The sequence below is a fragment of the Mobiluncus curtisii ATCC 43063 genome (assembly GCF_000196535.1).
Lineage (GTDB): Bacteria > Actinomycetota > Actinomycetes > Actinomycetales > Actinomycetaceae > Mobiluncus > Mobiluncus curtisii.
The window spans coordinates 1,815,333-1,834,361 of record NC_014246.1 but is presented as its reverse complement, the minus strand read 5'-3'; the positions used below and the strand labels follow the sequence as shown (position 1 = coordinate 1,834,361).

Genomic DNA, 19,029 nt, shown 5'->3' with positions numbered 1-19,029 from the left:
AACAATAGCTATAAAAAACTTTGGCTTATCAAACGTACATTGACGTGTCAGGGGTTTCATTCCCCTTTCAATACGGGCGTTAGTCGTCTACCATAGGCTCGATTTCATTGAGTAATCGCGCCTTTGATGGCGGAACAATCCCATGATTCACAGAGGCAGTGGTTTCATGCTCCGGGTATGCGCCAGCATTTGAGAGCGCTTCGCACCAAAATTGGTTGAAAGTGCACAAAATCGTTGAGTTTTTGTTAAATCAGAGTGAATCTTAACGGTTTTCAATACCACAAACTCAGGTATTCTTGCAGGTCACAACCAGTTTATCGGTCGGGCTGACAGGATTTGAACCTGCGACCCCTTGACCCCCAGTCAAGTGCGCTACCAAACTGCGCCACAGCCCGATTGCCTTCCAGGCAACATGGATACTTTACCCTATTGAACACCGAAGGGAAAAACGCCACCGCCCCGAACGCTCAAAATATAGATAATTCGTTGAAAATACGCGGAAAAATTCTTAGCGACCTTTCCGCTTTTCCCGCACCCGTACCCCGATGCGCACCGGAGTTCCCACGAAACCGAAGGCATCTCGCAGGCGATGTTCGATGAAACGCCGGTACTGCGGATCCAAAAAACCGGTCGTAAACAGAACAAAACGTGGCGGGCACACTCCCGCCTGGGTGGCGTAGAGAATCCGCGGCTGTTTGCCACCACGCAGGGGATGCGGGTGAGCCGCGACCAATTCACCCAAAAACGCATTCAAACGCGATGTCGGGATACGAATCGTCCATCCCTCCAAAGCGGCTCGCAGCGCCCTGGTAATTCGGTTCGTGTGCCAGCCAGTTTTTGCGGAGATGTTAATCTTTGGCGCCCAGGACACATGTGCCAAGTCCGATTCTTGTTCGTATTTCAGCTCACCCTGACGGTATTCGTCCACCAGGTCCCACTTGTTGTTCACCAGCACTAAGGCCCGCCCCGCTTCGATGACCTGGTTTACGACCCGCACATCTTGCTCAGTGAGAGGTTCTCCCCCATCCAACAAGACCAGCGCCACATCGGCGTTTTCGATGGCAGCTTGGGTGCGCAACACCGAGTAGTAATCTGCCCCCACGCTGCGCTTAACCCGTCGGCGCACCCCCGCGGTATCTACAAAAACCCACTGCTGTCCGTCCAGCTCCAAGACCTCATCCACCGGATCCCGGGTGGTGCCGGGAACTTCTGAGACCACAGCTCGTCCCGCCCCAGAAAGGGAGTTGAGCAGTGAGGACTTGCCTACGTTGGGACGCCCCACGAGGGCGACTCGAGGCGTTGAATCTTCGGCACGAGTCACCTGTGTGGCTCCAGATTCAGGCAATACCTGCAGGATAGCGTCCAGCAAGTCTCCCGTCCCGCGCCCATGCAAGGCAGAAATCGGGTAGGGCTGACCCATGCCGAGGTTCCACAAGGCGGCAGCATCGGCCTCCTGACGCTCCGAGTCCACCTTGTTGGCGACCAGCAGCACCGGTTTGCCCGCGCGTCGCAGCAGCTTCATCAAACGCTCATCAGTAGCGGTTGCCCCCACGTTCGCGTCCACCACAAACAGAGCGGCATCCGCCAGGTCAATTGCGATTTCAGCCTGGTCGGCAACCGCCCGATCCAGCCCGGAAACCCCGACGTCCCAGCCGCCAGTATCAACCAGGTGAAAGTTGCGCCCATTCCAATGAGCATCGTACGTGACGCGATCCCGAGTCACTCCCGGCTCATCCAGTACCACGGCTTCGCGACGTCCCAAGATTCGATTCACCAAGGTGGATTTACCAACATTGGGACGCCCCACCACGGCGAGAGTAGGCCAATTTGGCACAGCGTGCAGTCCGGCATCATCCAGAGACATGTCTCCGGAGAGCAAATCCAAGTCCTCCGGCTCCAAATCATAATCTTGCAAACCCTCGCGCAGCATCGCCTCCCGCGCCGCATCCGCAGGGTCTACCGTGCCGTCATCGACAAAGTTTTCGTATGCAACTTCCGGAAGTTCGCCATTGGGCGCACTCGGTTTGGTCTGGTCTACCGCTGTCGAGTCGCCGGCGTCTCCGGTGGTTTTCTCAGTCATCTTCCCCCCGTGCGTTACTGCCTGGCCAATTCGTGCCAAGCCTCAATTTGTCGCTTGATCAATCAGACGCATAACGGTATCTAAAGTTTGCGACACGCTCAAATCGGTAGAGTCCAACGTGGTCACCCCATCGGCAGCCGTATGGAAGGAAGTGACCTTGGCATCGCGAGCATCACGGTCTAAAACCAGGGCGCGTTCCCGATCCAAAGTTTCACTGCGAGCATCACCTTGATCCTCCAACGCCCGCCGACTGACCCGCGTTTCCGCGCTGGCAGTCAACAGAATCCGCACTTGTGCATCGGGCGCGACCACGGTGGTGATGTCCCGACCTTCCACCACGATACCCCGGGTAGATTGGCGCGCTTGAACGATAATGTCGCGCTGCAGGGCAATCAGCACAGTACGCACTTCTGGCACGCTCGAGACGGATGACACGATGGTATTGATGTGATCCGTGCGAATCACGTGCATAACGTCGATACCGTCCACAAAAATCCGTGGGGCGTGCGGTACTGCATTAACCGTAAGTTTCATTTCCCGCACCGCTGCAGCGATGGCTGCTGAATCGTTGAGATCCACCCCGCGGTGCTCCACTCCCCAAGCCGCGGCACGATACATCGCTCCCGTATCGAGATAGCCCAAGTCCAGGGCTGCCGCCACGTTTCGCGAAATGGTGGATTTGCCCGAACCGCTGGGTCCATCGATGGCGACCACTACCCCGCGTCCCAAAATCTTTTCGCGCAATGCCTCATAGTTCGCGTATTCCATCAATCCCCTACACTTTCCAGATACTAAGCGAGAATCCAGTATTCCACATTGAAACCGGAATGCCCTAGGCAAGTCCATCTTACCGACAAAAGAGCTTGTAATGACCCGTTTTTGCCGAAAAATCCGGCGCCAAAGGCACTCCGGGTTCAGACCTCTGCCAGAGACCAGCCCTGTTGCGCCAGATGCTCCATCAGCGGTTCTACCGAAGCCGGGGTCACATATAGGTAGGCGAGACCGCGTGCTTGCCCCAAAGAGTGTTCCAAGCGGAAATCCTCCACGTTGATGCCGGCGGAGCCCACATCGTTGAACAAACCTCCCAAGAAACCCGGTTCGTCTGGAACCAGCACCGCTACCACCCCGTACTTCGAGGCCGCGTCACCGTGCTTGCCGGGAATTCGTCCCACGCCCTCGTTTCCGCGCACCAACACGGTGTTGATTGCCCCCACCGCGGGAGAATTCCAGGCGGTGCGCGCGCTAGTCTCAGAGGGTTCACAAGGTCGGGTGGGCAGGACTATTTCTTCCAGGTTACCGTACGGGTTGCCGGGTTCGCGAGGACCTTCTGGGCTCAATCCCGCAATGAGAGCCTGCAAGTTGCGCTGCAATTCCACCAGAATTTCGCGCACCGCAGTTTCGTTTCCTGCCAAGATGGCATTCCAGAGTCGCGGGTCTGAAGCTGCAATGCGCGTTACATCCCGTAAGCCGCCTCCCGCCAGTTCCAACGCTGCCGGAGGTGCCGTCACTAACAGCCCCGCCATCAGGGACGACACCAGCTGGGGTACGTGCGATACCAGCGCTACTGCCCGGTCGTGTTCGTCAGCATCCAGAGTCAACATGAACGCACCTAAGTCCGTCCCCAAAGTTCGTGCTGCTAGCACTGCGTCAGGGCGGGTCGTCTCATGCGCCACCACCACCCAGGGGCGTCCCGCGAATAAGTCCGCGGTGGCAGCTCCAACTCCGTTCACTTCCTTGCCCGCCATAGGATGTACTGAACAATAGCGCGACGCCATCGCACCATCCTCCGCCACGACCTCGTGCACCACGGCGTTCTTTACGGAACTGACATCAAACACGAAAGCCGTGGGAAACTCCCGCAAAGCCCCTAACACGACTTCTGCAGTCACATCAGGAGGGGTCGCCACCAACACTAGGGAAGGCGCGGGCAAGCCCTCCTGCCAGACCCGACCGGCTCCCAGGCTCTCGCCTAAAGCCATCGCGGTGGGGGAAGCATCTCGCAGGTAAACGTCCACACCCGCGCGACGCAGCGCCAGACCGATAGACCCCCCGATTAAACCCGCGCCGATAATTAACACCGGACCCTGCGTGCCAACCACGGCAGCACCGGGCTGCGGGGCAGATTGCGGCAAGGTTTCATTCATAGTCCCACCATTTCTTGCAGGGCTGCCAGCTCTTTGCCGTGCAGCAGCCGGAACTGACCTTCTTTCAAGCCGTCCAAAGTTAGGTTGGCGATTCCGGTGCGGGTCAGGGCGGAGACTGGATGCCCCACCGCGGAGAGCAGGCGACGCACCACGCGATTCTTGCCCGAATGCAGGGTCAGCTGCACAATCGACGAGCCCCTCCGCACTTCGATCAGTTTGAATTTATCGACCTTGACTTTGCCGTCCTCCAGCTCAACACCGCGGCGCAACACCTTGCCCAGACCCATCTTGACCTGACCTTGCACCACCGCGACATAGGTTTTCGGGACTTCGTAAGATGGGTGCATGATTCGGTTTGCCAGCTCTCCGTTGTTGGTCAGCAACAGCAACCCCGCCGTGGCGGCATCCAGGCGACCCACGTTATAGACTCGCTCGGGCAGCTTCGTCACCCAATCCCCGATGCAGGGTCGGTCATCCTCAGGCTGCATGGAAGAAACCGTGCCAACGGGCTTGTGAAAAGCCCAGACCTGCAGGACCGTATCGGTATGAATCCGCTGCCCGTCCACTGTAATCCGGTCCGTAGGCAGGACTTTTACCCCCATTTCGCGCACCGTTTCGCCGTTAATCTGCACGCGACCCCGCGCAATTAAGTCCTCGCTGGCGCGCCGCGAAGCAACGCCGGCGCGGGATAGTACCTTTTGGAGACGCTCGGGTTCACTGGTGGATTCCGGTCGGGACTGGGGCGTAGTGTCAAGCTCTGGCAAGGGCGGATTGTCACTGGTGACGGTGTTTTCGGTTTCGTTCTCAGTCATCTTCTCTGCTTTCTGTTTCATTCATTTCGCGTCCATCCGCGCTTTGTTGAGTTTGGGCATCCCACAGCATGTCTGCCGTTTCCGCTGCGAGGACCTGGGATAAATCGGGGTTGGCCGGCATGTAAGGCGCGAGAGGCGGCAACTGTTCCAGACTATCCAACCCGGTCTGTTCCAAGAAAGCCGCGGTGGTTCGGTACATCAAAGCTCCGAGGTTCGTCTGACCACATTCCTCAATTAGCCCGCGCGCGGCGAGGTTCCGCATCACGGAATCCACGTTCACCCCGCGAATGGCAGCGACTTGGGCACGAGTACAGGGCTGTTTGTAAGCCACCACCGCCAAAGTTTCCAACGCCGCTTGTGAGAGTCGACCGGTGGAGCCGAGAGTCACGAAACGCTGCACCAAGGTCTGAAACTGGGGTGCCACATAAATGCGCCATCCACCGCCGACTTCCCGCAGCTCAAATCCACGCGGACGGCTAAACAAGTTTCCATCCCCACCTGCGCCGCGGTATTCCGCCGCTAACCCCTGCAGGGCTTCGTACACCTCGGTTTCGGGGGTTTGCAGGGCTTGGGATAACATGTCCACGCCCACCGGCGCTTCTGTAATCATCAAAATGGCTTCCAATGCAGCCCACAAGTCTTGGTTGTCGCTCATTCCCATTCGTCCTCAATCTGGGGTTCGGTTTCGTTTTCGCTGGAGCCGACCCAGGTGATAACTAACTTACCCAAAGGATTTTTCTGGGTAAAACTCAATACCCCGGAGCGATACATATCCAGCAGCGCTAAGAATCGCGAAATGACCACCGGCAACGTTTTGGCATCTGCCACGAGTTCTTTAAACGTCAAGCTGTGAGCCTTTTTCAGCCGCTCGGTCAGTACCGCGGTCTGCTCGTGAACTGAGACAAGCGGATCGTGCAGGTGGGCAACCAAGACTTGGGGAGGGAGAGCGTACAAAGTCCCGGCGGCGCGACGAGCCAGTTCCTCGGGGTCTATCTGGGTTTTCAGTTCTGCCAGGACGTGCTTCAAAGCCGGCTCGTCTCCCGGTACACGCCCCGTCACCAGTTGAAATACCTCCAACTGTTCCTCAACGAAGTTCGAGGCTTCTTTATAGGTTTGATACTGGATGAGCCGGGAAATTAGCAGGTCCTGGGCTTCTAGGAGTTCCAGGTCTTCCTCACTGTCAGCCATGCCCGGCAAGAGACGCGCGGCTTTAATATCCAACAGGGTTGCCGCGATAACCAGGAATTCGGTAGCTTCTGCCAGGCTGGGCCATTTATCCAGATAAGCGAGGAAATCCGCGGTCACTTCGGCGAGGGCAAAAGCGGTGATGTCCAGTTTGCGTTTCGCGACCAGGTCTGCCAGCAAGTGAAACGGACCGGTGTACTCGGGTGAATGGACCTCAAAAGCGGGGGTGTCCACCGCGTCCACGCCCGTTTCTGCCTGAGGTTTGTCCGTTTCGGTGTCGGACAGGTTCGAGGCAGGGTTAGGCGACATAGCCCTTGGCTATCACTTCGCGCGCCAAACGACGATAGGCTTGGGCACCCTCGTGGGTAGGAGCAAATTCGATGATGGGTCGGGTCGCTACGGTAGAGTCAGGGAACTTCACGGTGCGTTTAATGACCGTGGAGAACATCTTGTCTTGGAAGGCTTCGACCAGGCGTTCCTGAACTTCCTTGGAATGTAGGGTTCGCGTATCCACCAAAGTCGCCAAAATGCCGTCTAACTGCAGTTTCGGGTTCAACCGGTCGCGGACGGTTTCAATGGTTTCCATCAGCAGCGCCACCCCACGCAGGGCGAAGAATTCGGTGGATACCGGAATAATCACCCCGTGAGCCGCCGTCAAAGCATTGACGGTAAGCAAACCTAGTGACGGCTGACAGTCAATGATAATCGCGTCATATTCTGACTCCACTTCCCGCAGCACCCTAGCCAGGATAGATTCCCGCGCCACTTCGTTTACCAATTGCAGCTCTGCAGCGGAAAGGTCGATGTTAGCCGGAATGATGTCCAGATTTTCCGTGCTGGTGTGGTGAATGACATCGGCAGTCGTCAAGTCGCGGTGCGGGCCGACCATGAGGGAATAGATAGTCGTGTCCATCTCGTGACCGTTGATTCCCAAACCGACCGATGCTGCGCCCTGCGGATCGAAATCGACCAACAGGACTTTGCGACCGTATTCCGCCAGGGCTGCTGCCAAGTTAATAGATGTCGTGGTTTTGCCGACCCCACCCTTTTGGTTACACATGGCGATAATCCGCGCCGGACCGTGACCTTTCAGAGGCTTCGGGACCGGAAATTCTTTATCTGTATCAGGAACAGGCATCATCGCGGGTTGGTTAGCATTCACCTCTCCAGTTTACCCAAAGTTGTTCCGTTGATATACCACCTCACCGCCGGTTCCTGGCAAGTAGGTTTCCTACCAGCGTGCCCTCACTGGAACCCAATTTTTTGAATCGGAATCGGTTTTATCCCTTCCTTCCCGTAGGAATCCAGCTCGTAAGAATTCCGCGGTATCGGGAAACATCTGGTGTCAATGCTCATAGCTACTGTTCCCAGACGGCATCTGGCTGTAAAATCGTTAGGGGTGTCTGCCGTGTGGCAGACACCCCAACGTGGTCAGGAATGCGAGTTTCTGACCATCAGCCAGTTTCAGATGCGGCTAATTTACAACAGCCCACCAGTAGTGCGGATTGTTTTCGGTCGAGTTCTTACCATCCCAATAGAAACACTTTAAACCAGTTTTGTCAGCGGCACAGGAATAGGCTAAACCCGGAAGACCTACTTCGAAGCGTTTTCCGAGGGGGAAGGGTTTGGTCCATTCGGGGTGTTCAGCACCTTTACGGCACTGAGAAGGATAAAAAGCTCTAGCAGTCCCGTCATTATTGTTGGGTTTGGCTGCAAAGAACGTTCCCCAGCCGTAAATAGCCGTAGGATCCGTTTCAGCACCGTAAGCTCTGTAATTCGGATCAGTAAACCAACGTTGCGCGTCGCTCAAATCCTTAAAATTCCAAGGCCATAGATCCAGAAGGCGTTGCGGAGTCATGTCAGTGTAAGGTTCGGCAGGAAAAAACATCGGCAGCTCAAATGCATCGTAGACCATACGGAATTCGTGACCAGTATCTCCCAGGCAGTACGAATACGAAGCAGGGATATCGATATCACGCGGTAACTCCTCGGGTTCGCCTGCTAATGGGTAGTTGGCGCGCATTTCTGCGAGGGTCATGTCTGCCAATGGTTTCTTGGGGATTATGCCGGTGATGGCGGCTTTGACGGTAGCATCGGGCATGACGCCGGTCCCGCCGATAATCATCAGCTTGCTAGCACCCAGGGCGTCAGCTTTCGCTTTCACACCCTCCCCGTTAGATGGGCTGAGCAGGATAACTCCGTCTTTGGCGGCTCCGGCGACCATCGCGTCTTTCAACGCTGTACCCGATGCCAGGTACACGACACTGCCAGGCTTTTGAGCCTTAGCATATTTAGCAATCGCGAACGCGGTCTCATACCGGTTCACCCCCGCCAAACGAGCCATCGCTTTACCACCAGCAGCCGTGTTGAGAATGGTATCCGGCACTACAGCCCCGCCACCCAGGGCAGTAACCTTGGGGGCTTTCAGTTCGGAGACGACCCCGGGCAAGGCTGCCGCCGACGCATCAGACGTAAACGTCAAAATCGGACCATCACGCAGCACACTAGCCGCGACCGCGTCAGGGGAACCCGAACCCGTATTCTTGGTGATGTAAACGTTCTTTGGGGTGCCGTTGACTTTCATCCACTGTTTCGCGATAGCCACCGCCGTAGCATTACGATCAGCCCCCGCCAGGCGAACCACCTCGGCACCTGTAGCTTTCGCTTGGTCCTCGATAGCCTGCGGCACCGCACCAACACCACCAAGAATGATAATCTTGCCGGGCTTCACCCCACCCAGATTCAGACCCTTACCATCAGTCAACACCACCGGGCCATCCCCAATAGTCGCCGCCGGCAGGGCATCCACCGGGTTACGATTAGAAGCCACATACACCACCTTCCAATCAGCCCCCCACGTATGCTTCGCCACCGCCAGGGACGTCTCCACCCCAGACGAGCCAGCCAAACGCTCATGCGCCAACTCACCAGCCACCGCCGGCACGCTAGACACACCAGCCAAACCAAACATAGAACCAGCCGCAACCAGCCCCACCAAACATCTCTTCACACCCATATCAAACTCCTAACATTAGAAAAAAACTGGGCAACAAAATGCTAAAAAATACCCCCCCCCCGCACGCTGTTCACCACCAGCGAACACCACCCTTGTGCGATAAACCCGTGTTTGCGATAATTAACACATGAGTACAACCGTGGAATTACCTCCTGACTTGGCAGAGAAAGTTAGCCAAATCGCTTCTGCACGCGGTGTCGACTCCAGCTACTTAGCCGCCAGTTTTATCCGTGAGGGCATCGCCTCCGTGCGATTCACCCCAACGCCTCCCCCGTTTAGGGTCGTGAAAGACCCCAATACCGGATGGTCATCGCTTTCCCTGGGGCGCACGGTAACTTCTGCGGAAGTCAAGGCATTCCTAGCGCAGGACGAAGATGACGAACTACCTGATTGACGCCAATGCGCTGATTGCTTTCAATGTCAGCACCCACCAACATCACGATGTGGTTCTGCGCTGGTTTGCACAGGCGGATACAGTCCTGCTGTGTCCCATCACGGAGGGCGCGCTATTCCCAAAGTGCAGAGAATCCCTGACGACCTACACTACGACAATGCCGACTGGACAGGAGTTCAGGGACACCGCCAAGTTACCGATGTTTACTTGACCGAGCTCGCACAGCATCACGATGCCTTGCTGGCAACTTTCGACCAAGGTATTGCCTCCCTACGCCCAGACGCAACATTTCTGATTCAATAGACGGCTCAGAACCTTTGTCGCGGCGTTTTCATTACTCCCGACGGCAATGCGCCGACTGGTTCAGTGCGCACTGTTTTCACCCAGGTTTACGCCCCGAGGTTTCCGACCGGCAGGCTCAACCCTATTAATTTGCGTCGGTGTGCCATATATGACATACCTACGCGTTATAAATAGTTTTTATCCCAGTTACTTCGAGAAGCTCAGGGCACCGTCAGTGTAGATAACTAGGGGGATTTGGGCTGTAGCTGCCATTATTGGCAGCTACAGCCCAAATCCCACCCTTTATCACCCAACGCAAGCAAACTTGGTGTCGGGCGCGACCAGAGCAAGGGAGGCGACTCAGCGCCTCCACTAAAAGCGATACCTCGGCAGAGGGCATATGCACGAACGACCGATTTCAAACCAAAAAAACACGCCATTACCCCACCAAGAATTTCTAAAACCCCTGGTAGACACGTTTCCGAAGTGATTGAGTTGCGCCAAACCGAACCGAAATCGGTCATTCACGCACCGGACACACCAAACCAGACTCACTGTATTACGCACCATGAACGCAAGCCGAACCAGGATGCTGGGCGCGACCGGAGCAAGGGGGCGACTCAGCGAGAGGCTGGGGGGTGAGAGTTTTGCGACAATAGTCGCGCAAAACGCGAGGGGGTACTCCCCCTTCCGCCTCTCGCGAGCGCCCCCGCGACGAAGCGCCCAACGAAGACCGATACTTCACCATCGCGCACGCGGATGTGCCGAAGCGTAGACTTCCCGGAGCATGTCGTTCGAGACTTTCGTATAAATCTGAGTGGTGGTGACCGAGGCGTGACCGAGCAATTCCTGTACCGCGCGGACGTCCGCGCCACCTTGCAACAGGTGCGTAGCAAAGCAGTGTCGCAGAGTATGTGGGCCAACCGGAACGGTAATCTGAGCGCGCTGCGCCGCGGCTTGGATGATCGCCCAGGCACTTTGCCGACTGAGGGGTCGCCCCAGAGTATTCAAAAAGACCCGCCCTTGTGAACGACCTTTTTCTGCCAAACGCGGACGCACCCGCACCAGGTATGCTTCCAGGGCATCTTTGGCGAGGTGACCCAACATGGACAGGCGTTCCTTACGACCCTTGCCAAACAGACGTACCAGCGGAATTTCTTCATCGAGATTAATATCATCCACCGCCAGATTAACCGCCTCAGAAATTCGGGCTCCCGTCGCATAGAGAAATTCCAACAACGCCCGATCTCGCAGCGCATTGTCGTCACCGGGCGCGCTCGCGGCCTCCAGCAACGTTTGGACTTCTTCCACCGTCAACACCGTGGGCAGATGAGCGCCGACTTTGGCTGGTGCGATACCTTTCGTTGGGTTAGCGCGGACAGCCCCGGTTTCATAAGCATAGCGATGCCAGGAACGCACACTGGCGATGGCACGGCGCGCCGAGGAGGGAGCCACCGCGGCATAGTCACCAAAACCCGCTTCTAGGGCTCGCGCAAACGACTCTAATAACGGCAAGGTGACTTCATCGAGACTGTTGACACCGTTAGCAATCAGGAACGTGATGTAACGACGCAAATCCCTGGTATATGCCGCCACGGTATGCGGGGAGGCACCGCGCTCCACCACCAGATAGTCCAGGTAGGGTTGGGGATTCAACAGTTCGGGACACATGAAATCGGGGGCAGGTCGTGAGCCCATGTATTCCCCCTTTCGCCCGGTTTTTTTATAGTATCGAGTGGTGGGACAAATTCCGCGAGTATCTATCCAACTTTCCGATATTTTAGGTGATGAGTTATGTCTTTTGTGGCAAGTGAGCTAGACAAACAAGCTATTAAAGCTGCCAAAGCTCTGGCGGCAGACGCAGTGGAAAACGCCGGTAATGGGCATCCGGGAACCCCGATCTCTTTAGCCCCCGCTGCTTACCTGCTCTATCAATATGTGATGCGCAGTGACCCGGCAGACCCCTGGTGGTTGGGTCGAGATCGTTTCGTTTTGAGTGCCGGGCACGCCTCGGCACTGCAGTATGTCCAGCTGTTTCTGGCTGGCTACGGGATAGAGCTGGAGGATCTGAAACGGTTCCGTCAATCGGGCGGGCTGTTGACCGGTCATCCTGAATACCGTCACCAGCCGGGTGTGGAAGTGACCACCGGACCTTTGGGCACCGGCATAGCGGCAGCGGTCGGGATGGCTATGGAACAGCGACGCTTGCGCGGACTGCTGGACCCAGACGCAGCACCCGGCGAAAGCCCCTTTGACCATCATATTTATGTGGTATCCGGAGACGGCTGTCTGCAAGAAGGCATCAGTTACGAGGCGATGTCCCTGGCGGGTACTCAGGAACTCGGAAACCTCATCTATCTGTATGATGAAAACCGGATTTCTATTGAGGACGATATTGAGATTGCTTTCACTGAGGATATTCGCGCCCGGTTTGAATCTCAGGGTTGGCACTACCAAGAAGTGTCCTGGTTGCAAGACGACGGGTCTTACGTGGAAAACCTGGAGGCTCTGTTTGCCGCTTTCGAGAATGCAAAAGCCGAAACGCGCAAACCCTCAATCATTAAGTTGCGTACCATTATTGGCTGGCCGTCGCCGAACAAACAGAACCAGGGGGGCATTCACGGCTCCGCTCTGGGCGCTTCAGAGCTGGAGGGTCTTAAGGCCGCGCTGGGGCTGGACCCCACAAAGATGTTCGACATTCCTGCCGAAATTGTTGCCGCGACCAGGGAAAACGTCGCGAAACGGGCACAGGCATTCCGCTCCGAATGGGACCCGCGCTTTGCCACCTGGCAGCAATCCCACCCGCAGCAGGCTGCCTTGCTGAAGCGTCTACAGGATGGGAAGTTGCCCGCCGACGTGGAATCAGCACTGCCGCAGTTCGAGCCCGGCAGCGCAATCGCCACCCGCGCCGCCTCCGGCAAAGTCATCAACGCTTTGGCAGGCGTGCTGCCCGAGTTGTGGGGCGGCAGCGCGGACTTGGCAGGTTCCAATAACACTGCCATTGCTGACGAGTCGTCTTTTGCTCCTGCCGACCGCGCCACGAAGGCGTGGACGAACGTTAGCGAATGGGGGCGTAATCTGCATTTTGGGGTGCGCGAGCACGCTATGGCAGGGATTCTCAACGGCATCGCTACCAGCGGTTTGACCCGTCCCTACGCGGGTACTTTCCTGGTATTCTCAGACTTTATGCGCGGGGCGGTGCGCCTCTCGGCGTTGATGAAGCTGCCGGTCACTTACGTATGGACCCACGATTCTATCGGGGTCGGTGAGGATGGGCCGACTCACCAGCCGGTAGAGACGCTGACCAGCTTGCGCGCTATTCCGAACCTGGCGGTGGTACGTCCTGCGGACGGCGCGGAAACCGCGTATGCCTGGTTAGAAATCATGCGGCGACGCGGTCCGGCAGGGTTGGCGCTGAGCCGTCAAAAGCTGCCCAATCCTGCCCGCGGGGCAGACACCGGCTTGGCGAGTGCAAAAAATGTGGCGCGCGGTGGTTACGTGCTGAAAGACTTTGGGGACAATCCCGCGGTCATTTTGCTGGCGACCGGTTCCGAGGTCGCTCTGGCTCTGCAGGCTGGCGAGAAGCTAGCGGAGGAAGGCGTGGTGGCACGAGTGGTTTCTCTGCCTTGCCTGGAGTGGTTCGAGGAACAGGACGCAGCTTATCGGGAATCGGTTTTGCCGACGTCAATCCGAGCCCGGGTGTCCATCGAGGCTGGACTGGCGATGCCGTGGTATCGCTATCTGGGCGACGCGGGGACAGCCGTCTCGGTGGAAACGTTTGGTACCCCGGCAAGTGGTGCGGATAACTTTGCCCACTTCGGGTTCACCGTGGAAAACGTAGTCGCGAAAGCCAAAGAGAGCTTGGTTAAAGCCTAAGCAAAGGTCCCAGAAACCAGTGGAAGCCCCGGATATATTCCGGGGCTTCCACTTTTAAGTTTAAACGTGACTTACTTTTGAGCCGGAGCGGGACTGGTCGGCAATGCCGGAGTCGGGTTGGCAGGAGCCGTAACCGGCGCGGTAGGCGCGTGGTTTCCTTTGGCGTCGGGCGCTGCCGGTTTATCCATAGTGAATGCAAACAGCACGATGGCAAAAAGCCACACTAGGGACACCACAACGGTCAAAATATTCAGATTGCGCTGACCCACACCAGAAGAGGACATTGCCGAGGTCAAGCCGCCGCCGAACATATCGGACATGCCACCACCTTGACCCTTATGCATCAAAATGGACAATATCAGCAGCAGCGAAGTAATGACCAAAAGCACCTGCGCCACAATGTTGAAAGCAAATAACATGTTTTCCTCTGCGTTTATCAGTTCATGAACTCAGCCTTGCAATGATACCACGACCCAGGTATTAAGATAGTTTCGTGCCCGCAACACCCAAAGATTTATCGGCTCTCAATGCCACTATCGCTGTCTTTATCGGCGGGGCACTAGGCGCGATGCTGCGATGGGGTGGGTCTTTGGCGGCTCACAGTGTCGCCACGTCGCCAATATGCCGGGGAATGTGTCAAAGCATTGTCGGGGGCGGCGGAGTCAACATCGACACCTGGATATTGAACCTGCTGTCGGTGCTGGTACTGGCATATTTAACGGGTCGTTTAGTGTCCAATCCACATCGGCGTCATTCCCAAGCCCTGAAATTGTCAATCGGCACGGGTTTTTGCGGAGGTCTGGGAACATACGGGGGTCCAGTCTGGCAGATAGTGGTCTATCAGCAGTTTCATTTGAGTCACCTGCTGGAATTATTGGCGATGTTTGCTGTGTCTCTGCCGCTCGGGCTATTTGCGCTGTGGCTGGGGACTCGGCGGGCTTTCGTGTCTGGCGATGACGGGAGGTTGGCATGATTCCCCTGTTGATAGCTCTCGGTGGAGGACTGGGCGCCATTGCCCGCTTTGGCATGGATAAGATGACCACGCACTTTATCGACAAGTTACGCGACCGACGCAGCACCAAACACCCCAGTGAAACCGTGACCGGAAAGCGCTTGTGGGGTGGCTGGGGAATTATTTTCGTTAACGTCACGGGGTGTTTCCTGGTGGGCTGGGTCGCGACCGCGCCGTGGCTCGATGTTGTCATGAGTGGACCTTTGCAAGCGCAGCTGCCCACGCACACGGTGGCGGACGTGCTGCAAGCCGGTTTCCTGGGTGCCTACACGACCTTTTCCACCGCCATCATGGACACTATCGGCTATACCTGGAAGCCTCAGTTTAACTTTGGGTACGCCGTGAAAGCCACGTTACTGATAGGAGTGGTCATTTTTGTCTGTATCGGCGCGGCGCTGGCGGGCGTGGCGCTGAACACCGGCGTTTTCGTCCTGCCGAACCTGCATTCCTAGTGATGCCAGCGAAAAAACGCAGGGTCTAACACGGCACCAAGAGGACTTCTGGTGGGCTGGGGGTCAGGCATCTGCGCGCCGGAGTATGTCACATCTAAGCACATAAAAAACCTGTACTTTTGCGGAATCTAGACGTAAAATTGCGCCATCGCGCTCTGTACAAGATGAAGCGAAAGTGAGGGAAGTTAACATGGACGTTTTTAGCATTAGAACTCATACTCCTCCCCCAGATTATTTGATGGTTAATTCCACCCAGATAAACTCAGCACCGAGTTTCAAGGTCGATAGTCTAAATCTGGGTTCACTGATTACTGACAATATAGAAATTAGTGATGCCGCTAAATTGGCAGCAGCAGCTTTCAAGGACTTTTCGAGCGTAGACAACATTCTGCGCCGTGCCGATAATTCTTTAAACGCTTTCGCAAAAGAATATGTTCGGCGACGCGATTTAATAATTAAGGCTGGACAAACTGATGAAACCTACAAAGCCAATCAAGCGAAGTTGATTGACGCTCTCGATACCGCGATGCGAGATCGAGTTTCAGCCTTTGCTGATGACTGTGTGGCGCTGATTAGTAATGCAGCTTCTATTGTCTCAGCTGGGGATGCAGATTTGGTGCAATCTGGCTGGGTGCGAGGCTATAAAGGAAGCGAAAAACTCTGGCTTTCAAGCTCTGAAGAACGCGGCATTAAGGCTGATATCAAAGAAATGTTCTCTCAGGTCATGAAGTCCGGGGGCGAGTCCGTGCCGTCTGGCAAAAACGACAGTTCGGTCCCTAATGGTCGATTCTTAGCCTCTTCTGATTTTGCGGGGCGCTCTTTTTACCGAAAGCTGGAGGATTTTTCCAGTGCGATAATCGATAAAGGGTTTACTCGTTGGGCTATGAAAGGAACCGAGGAAGGGCAACGTTCCGTACGGGCGATTAACGATCAAAGAGCAGCTCAAAATTCGGATTTGCAACGTCTAGACCTTAAAGCCTTTCAACATGATTGGGAAAGCTTTATTGTCGATATGGAGGATACCTCGGCAGTTGACAAATTCTCTGACGGTCTCAAAGCCATTTTGAGCCGATTCGATGAAGCAGCGAGCGTACACAAGAGACATAGTGATCTCGAATATGACCAAAGCCCAGCTGTGGACGAGTCAATGAAAAAAGTCGCGGATAAATTGGACCCAAAGGTTCTCGCTGCGGGGACCAAGACCTTTGAGAAATATGCTCCACGCCTAGCGCTATTTGCCGATAAACTGTCCGATTCTCAAAAGTCTTTGCTCGGAGTCATGTATCACGATGCTGAAACTCTGGGGACAAAAAACGCTTTTAAGAAAGTCGACGCATTCGCGAAAGCTCTGGCGACTAAAAACTTTTATGGGTTCAGGTTCGAGCCGCTCAACAACCCCAAGAATCTGACCATATTGAACCTGTTGCAATGGTCTAATGATGACGAAGCGAGCACGGGAATCCCTAAGGATCGCGCTCCACAAAAGTTGACAGCTGATGAACGAAAGGCGTTAATTACCCAGAAATACCTTCCTCACATGGTAGTTGGCAATGAGATAACCCAAAATGAGCTTGCTCACGCCCTGTTCAAACTAGGCAAAGCCGACGAGGTTAAGAGACTGAATCTGAAATACTCTAAATAGTTTTGCCGCTCAGGCGGTGATGCCTGGCACAGAGTCATAAATACTTTTCCGGGGAGGCTACTGATTATCAATAACCTCCCCGGGAAAATTTAGGGTGTCCTGCCGGTGGCGTTACTCACCGAGGCGACAAATCTTGCCAAATTCTTCGGCTTTCAGAGAAGCGCCGCCAACCAGACCTCCGTCCACGTTGGGCTGAGCCATGAGCTCCGCCACGTTCGCGGACTTGACCGAGCCGCCGTAGAGGACGCGGATTCCATCAGCGGTTTCCTGACCGTACAGCTCCGCCAGCTTGGCTCGGATAGCCCCACAAACTTCCTCGGCGTTTTCCGGGGTCGCGGTCTCGCCCGTGCCAATCGCCCAGATAGGTTCGTAGGCGACCACACACTTGGCTGCGTCCGGGGTGGGAATAGCGTCAAAAGCCGCTGCAATCTGTGCCAGAACGTGCTCGACGTGCTTTCCTGCCTTGCGCACCTCCAAAGCCTCGCCACAGCAAATAATCGGCACCATACCTGCCGCCAGAACCTTGCGCGCCTTTTCATTAACGACGGCGTCGCTTTCCTGGTGATATTCGCGGCGTTCCGAGTGCCCCACTACCACGTAGGTGCAGCCCAGCTTGGTCAGCATCGCGGTGGACACTTCGCCGGTGTAGGCACCGTTGTCGTGAGTGGAGACGTCTTGAGCGCCATACTTAATTTTCATGTCGTCGCCGTCGATGGTGGTTTGCACCGAACGAATGTCGGTAAACGGCGGAATGACTGCCACCTCTACTTTGCTAAAGTCGTGACGATGATCTTGCAGATCAAGGTTCAGCTGATTGACCAACTGAATTGCCTCGAGGTGGTCGAGGTTCATCTTCCAGTTGCCTGCCATCAGGGGAATACGTGCCATGCTTAGGCCTCCAATACTTCAATACCGGGCAAGACTTTGCCCTCCAACAATTCTAGTGATGCTCCACCACCGGTAGAGATGTGGCTGAACTTGGACTCATCAAAGCCCAGTTGGCGCACCGCCGCCGCGGAGTCTCCGCCGCCAACGATGCTAAAGGCCGTGCCGTCCTGCATTGCCTTTGCTACCGCTTTGGTACCACCCGCGAATGCCGGGAACTCAAACACGCCCATCGGTCCGTTCCACGCGACGGTCTTTGATTCAGCAATCTTGGCAGCAAAGAGTTCGCGCGATTTCGGTCCAATATCCAGCCCCATCTGGTCTTCAGGGATAGCATCAGCAGCCACTACGGTGGTTGGCCCATCAGGTTTAAACTCGGGCGTCACCACAACGTCAACCGGCAACACCAGTTCAACCCCGTTTTGTTTTGCCTGGTCCAGGTAGCTTTTCACGGTGTCAATCTGGTCAGCTTCCAGCAGGGACTTGCCTACCGCATATCCTTGTGCCGCCAGGAAAGTGTAGGTCATTCCTCCCCCAATCAGCAGGGAGTCAGCTTTCGTCAACAGATTCGCGATAACGCCGAGCTTATCGGAAACTTTCGAGCCTCCCAGCACTACCGTGTAGGGGCGTTCCGGGTTGTCGGTAGCTTTACGCAGCGATTCAATCTCTTTTAACACCAGGAAACCGGCTGCTGCGGGCAGCAGTTTCGCCACGTCATAGACCGAGGTTTGCTTGCGGTGTACTACCCCGAAGCCATCGGACACATAGCAGTCAGCCAACGCCGCCATTTCCGCGGCAAAAGCAGCACGTTCAGCGTCATCTTTCGAGGTTTCACGAGGGTCAAAGCGGACATTTTCCAACATCAAGATTTCACCGGTCGCGAGGGCCTCAGCTTTTGCTTTCGCGTCCGCACCGGTCGTGTCCTGGGCTAAAGTGACTTTGACCCCAATCAACTCAGCGAGTCGCTGCACCACCGGAGCCAGAGAAAATTCGGGCATGACCTGACCTTTGGGACGCCCCAAGTGCGCCATAGTGATGACTTTGGCGCCACTGTCCAGCAACTTTTGCAAGGTGGGCAGAGCCGCGCGAATACGCCCATCGTCAGTAATCTTGCCTTCCTTGAGGGGCACATTAAAGTCGCAGCGCACCAAAACGCGCTTACCGTTCAAATCTCCCAAGGAATCAATAGTTTTCAGCATATTTTTCCTTCCTTATACACTCTGAGGATGCGAAAGGACGCCCGCAAGTC

18 protein-coding genes and 1 tRNA gene are annotated in these 19,029 nt (G+C 55.8%); 6 read left to right on the top strand and 13 right to left on the bottom strand.

The annotated features are described in order from the left end of the window. Positions 1 to 321: 321 nt before the first annotated feature. The 9 genes from HMPREF0573_RS07950 to HMPREF0573_RS07910 all read right to left on the bottom strand — a co-directional run bounded on the left by HMPREF0573_RS07950 (position 322) and on the right by HMPREF0573_RS07910 (position 9,237). Positions 322 to 395, bottom strand: a tRNA-Pro gene (locus HMPREF0573_RS07950). Positions 396 to 508: 113 nt separating this feature from the next. Then, a complete protein-coding gene (gene der / locus HMPREF0573_RS07945; RefSeq protein WP_013189514.1) occupies positions 509 to 2,080 on the bottom strand; it encodes a ribosome biogenesis GTPase Der in 1,572 nt (523 codons plus the stop codon). A gap of 42 nt (positions 2,081 to 2,122) precedes the next feature. Further along, on the bottom strand, positions 2,123 to 2,848 hold the full coding sequence (gene cmk / locus HMPREF0573_RS07940; RefSeq protein WP_013189513.1) for a (d)CMP kinase: 726 nt from the start codon (positions 2,846 to 2,848) through the stop codon (positions 2,123 to 2,125). Between the two features lie 146 nt (positions 2,849 to 2,994). Then, complete coding sequence (locus HMPREF0573_RS07935) at positions 2,995 to 4,224, bottom strand: prephenate dehydrogenase (RefSeq protein WP_013189512.1); 1,230 nt, start codon at positions 4,222 to 4,224, stop codon at positions 2,995 to 2,997. Then, on the bottom strand, positions 4,221 to 5,057 hold the full coding sequence (locus HMPREF0573_RS07930) for a pseudouridine synthase (RefSeq protein ID WP_004006880.1): 837 nt from the start codon (positions 5,055 to 5,057) through the stop codon (positions 4,221 to 4,223). The genes HMPREF0573_RS07935 and HMPREF0573_RS07930 overlap by 4 nt, the downstream gene beginning before the upstream one ends. After that, complete coding sequence (gene scpB, locus HMPREF0573_RS07925; protein WP_004006881.1) at positions 5,029 to 5,697, bottom strand: SMC-Scp complex subunit ScpB; 669 nt, start codon at positions 5,695 to 5,697, stop codon at positions 5,029 to 5,031. The genes HMPREF0573_RS07930 and scpB overlap by 29 nt, the downstream gene beginning before the upstream one ends. Then, a complete protein-coding gene (locus HMPREF0573_RS07920) occupies positions 5,688 to 6,530 on the bottom strand; it encodes a segregation and condensation protein A (protein ID WP_004010711.1) in 843 nt (280 codons plus the stop codon). Before HMPREF0573_RS07920 ends, scpB begins: the two co-directional genes overlap by 10 nt. Then, on the bottom strand, positions 6,520 to 7,362 hold the full coding sequence (locus HMPREF0573_RS07915; RefSeq protein WP_013189511.1) for a ParA family protein: 843 nt from the start codon (positions 7,360 to 7,362) through the stop codon (positions 6,520 to 6,522). The genes HMPREF0573_RS07920 and HMPREF0573_RS07915 overlap by 11 nt, the downstream gene beginning before the upstream one ends. Positions 7,363 to 7,695: 333 nt before the next feature. After that, positions 7,696 to 9,237 carry a cell wall-binding repeat-containing protein gene (locus HMPREF0573_RS07910; RefSeq protein ID WP_013189510.1) on the bottom strand — a complete coding sequence of 514 codons (1,542 nt, stop codon included), beginning with the start codon at positions 9,235 to 9,237 and terminating at the stop codon, positions 7,696 to 7,698. A gap of 127 nt (positions 9,238 to 9,364) precedes the next feature. Between HMPREF0573_RS07910 and HMPREF0573_RS09645 the strand changes: the two genes are divergently transcribed. Then, positions 9,365 to 9,631, top strand: a complete 267-nt coding sequence (locus tag HMPREF0573_RS09645) for a hypothetical protein (RefSeq protein ID WP_236589614.1) — start codon at positions 9,365 to 9,367, stop codon at positions 9,629 to 9,631. 90 nt (positions 9,632 to 9,721) lie between these two features. Then, complete coding sequence (locus tag HMPREF0573_RS09820; protein WP_172460971.1) at positions 9,722 to 9,934, top strand: PIN domain-containing protein; 213 nt, start codon at positions 9,722 to 9,724, stop codon at positions 9,932 to 9,934. A gap of 720 nt (positions 9,935 to 10,654) precedes the next feature. Here the strand turns inward: HMPREF0573_RS09820 and HMPREF0573_RS07900 are convergent. Continuing rightward, positions 10,655 to 11,611, bottom strand: a complete 957-nt coding sequence (locus HMPREF0573_RS07900; RefSeq protein ID WP_041798046.1) for a tyrosine recombinase — start codon at positions 11,609 to 11,611, stop codon at positions 10,655 to 10,657. 96 nt (positions 11,612 to 11,707) lie between these two features. Between HMPREF0573_RS07900 and tkt the strand changes: the two genes are divergently transcribed. Then, positions 11,708 to 13,789: a transketolase gene (tkt, locus tag HMPREF0573_RS07895; RefSeq protein ID WP_013189508.1), complete on the top strand. Its 2,082-nt coding sequence runs from the start codon at positions 11,708 to 11,710 to the stop codon at positions 13,787 to 13,789. Positions 13,790 to 13,860: 71 nt separating this feature from the next. Here the strand turns inward: tkt and secG are convergent, their stop codons facing one another. Continuing rightward, a complete protein-coding gene (secG, locus tag HMPREF0573_RS07890) occupies positions 13,861 to 14,208 on the bottom strand; it encodes a preprotein translocase subunit SecG (protein ID WP_004006890.1) in 348 nt (115 codons plus the stop codon). 74 nt (positions 14,209 to 14,282) lie between these two features. Between secG and HMPREF0573_RS07885 the strand changes: the two genes are divergently transcribed. From HMPREF0573_RS07885 to HMPREF0573_RS07875, 3 genes are all read left to right on the top strand, one after another. Then, entirely contained in the window at positions 14,283 to 14,762 is a 480-nt protein-coding gene (locus tag HMPREF0573_RS07885) for a fluoride efflux transporter FluC (RefSeq protein WP_236589615.1), read from the top strand. Continuing rightward, complete coding sequence (locus HMPREF0573_RS07880) at positions 14,759 to 15,253, top strand: fluoride efflux transporter FluC (RefSeq protein ID WP_013189506.1); 495 nt, start codon at positions 14,759 to 14,761, stop codon at positions 15,251 to 15,253. Before HMPREF0573_RS07885 ends, HMPREF0573_RS07880 begins: the two co-directional genes overlap by 4 nt. 190 nt (positions 15,254 to 15,443) lie before the next feature. Then, positions 15,444 to 16,895 carry a hypothetical protein gene (locus HMPREF0573_RS07875; RefSeq protein WP_236585873.1) on the top strand — a complete coding sequence of 484 codons (1,452 nt, stop codon included), beginning with the start codon at positions 15,444 to 15,446 and terminating at the stop codon, positions 16,893 to 16,895. Between the two features lie 111 nt (positions 16,896 to 17,006). Here HMPREF0573_RS07875 and tpiA read toward each other — a convergent pair whose 3' ends face one another. Both tpiA and HMPREF0573_RS07865 read right to left on the bottom strand, forming a co-directional pair. Beyond that, entirely contained in the window at positions 17,007 to 17,783 is a 777-nt protein-coding gene (tpiA, locus tag HMPREF0573_RS07870; RefSeq protein WP_004010716.1) for a triose-phosphate isomerase, read from the bottom strand. A 2-nt stretch (positions 17,784 to 17,785) separates the two neighbouring features. Beyond that, entirely contained in the window at positions 17,786 to 18,979 is a 1,194-nt protein-coding gene (locus tag HMPREF0573_RS07865) for a phosphoglycerate kinase (protein WP_004006895.1), read from the bottom strand. Positions 18,980 to 19,029 lie beyond the last annotated feature (50 nt).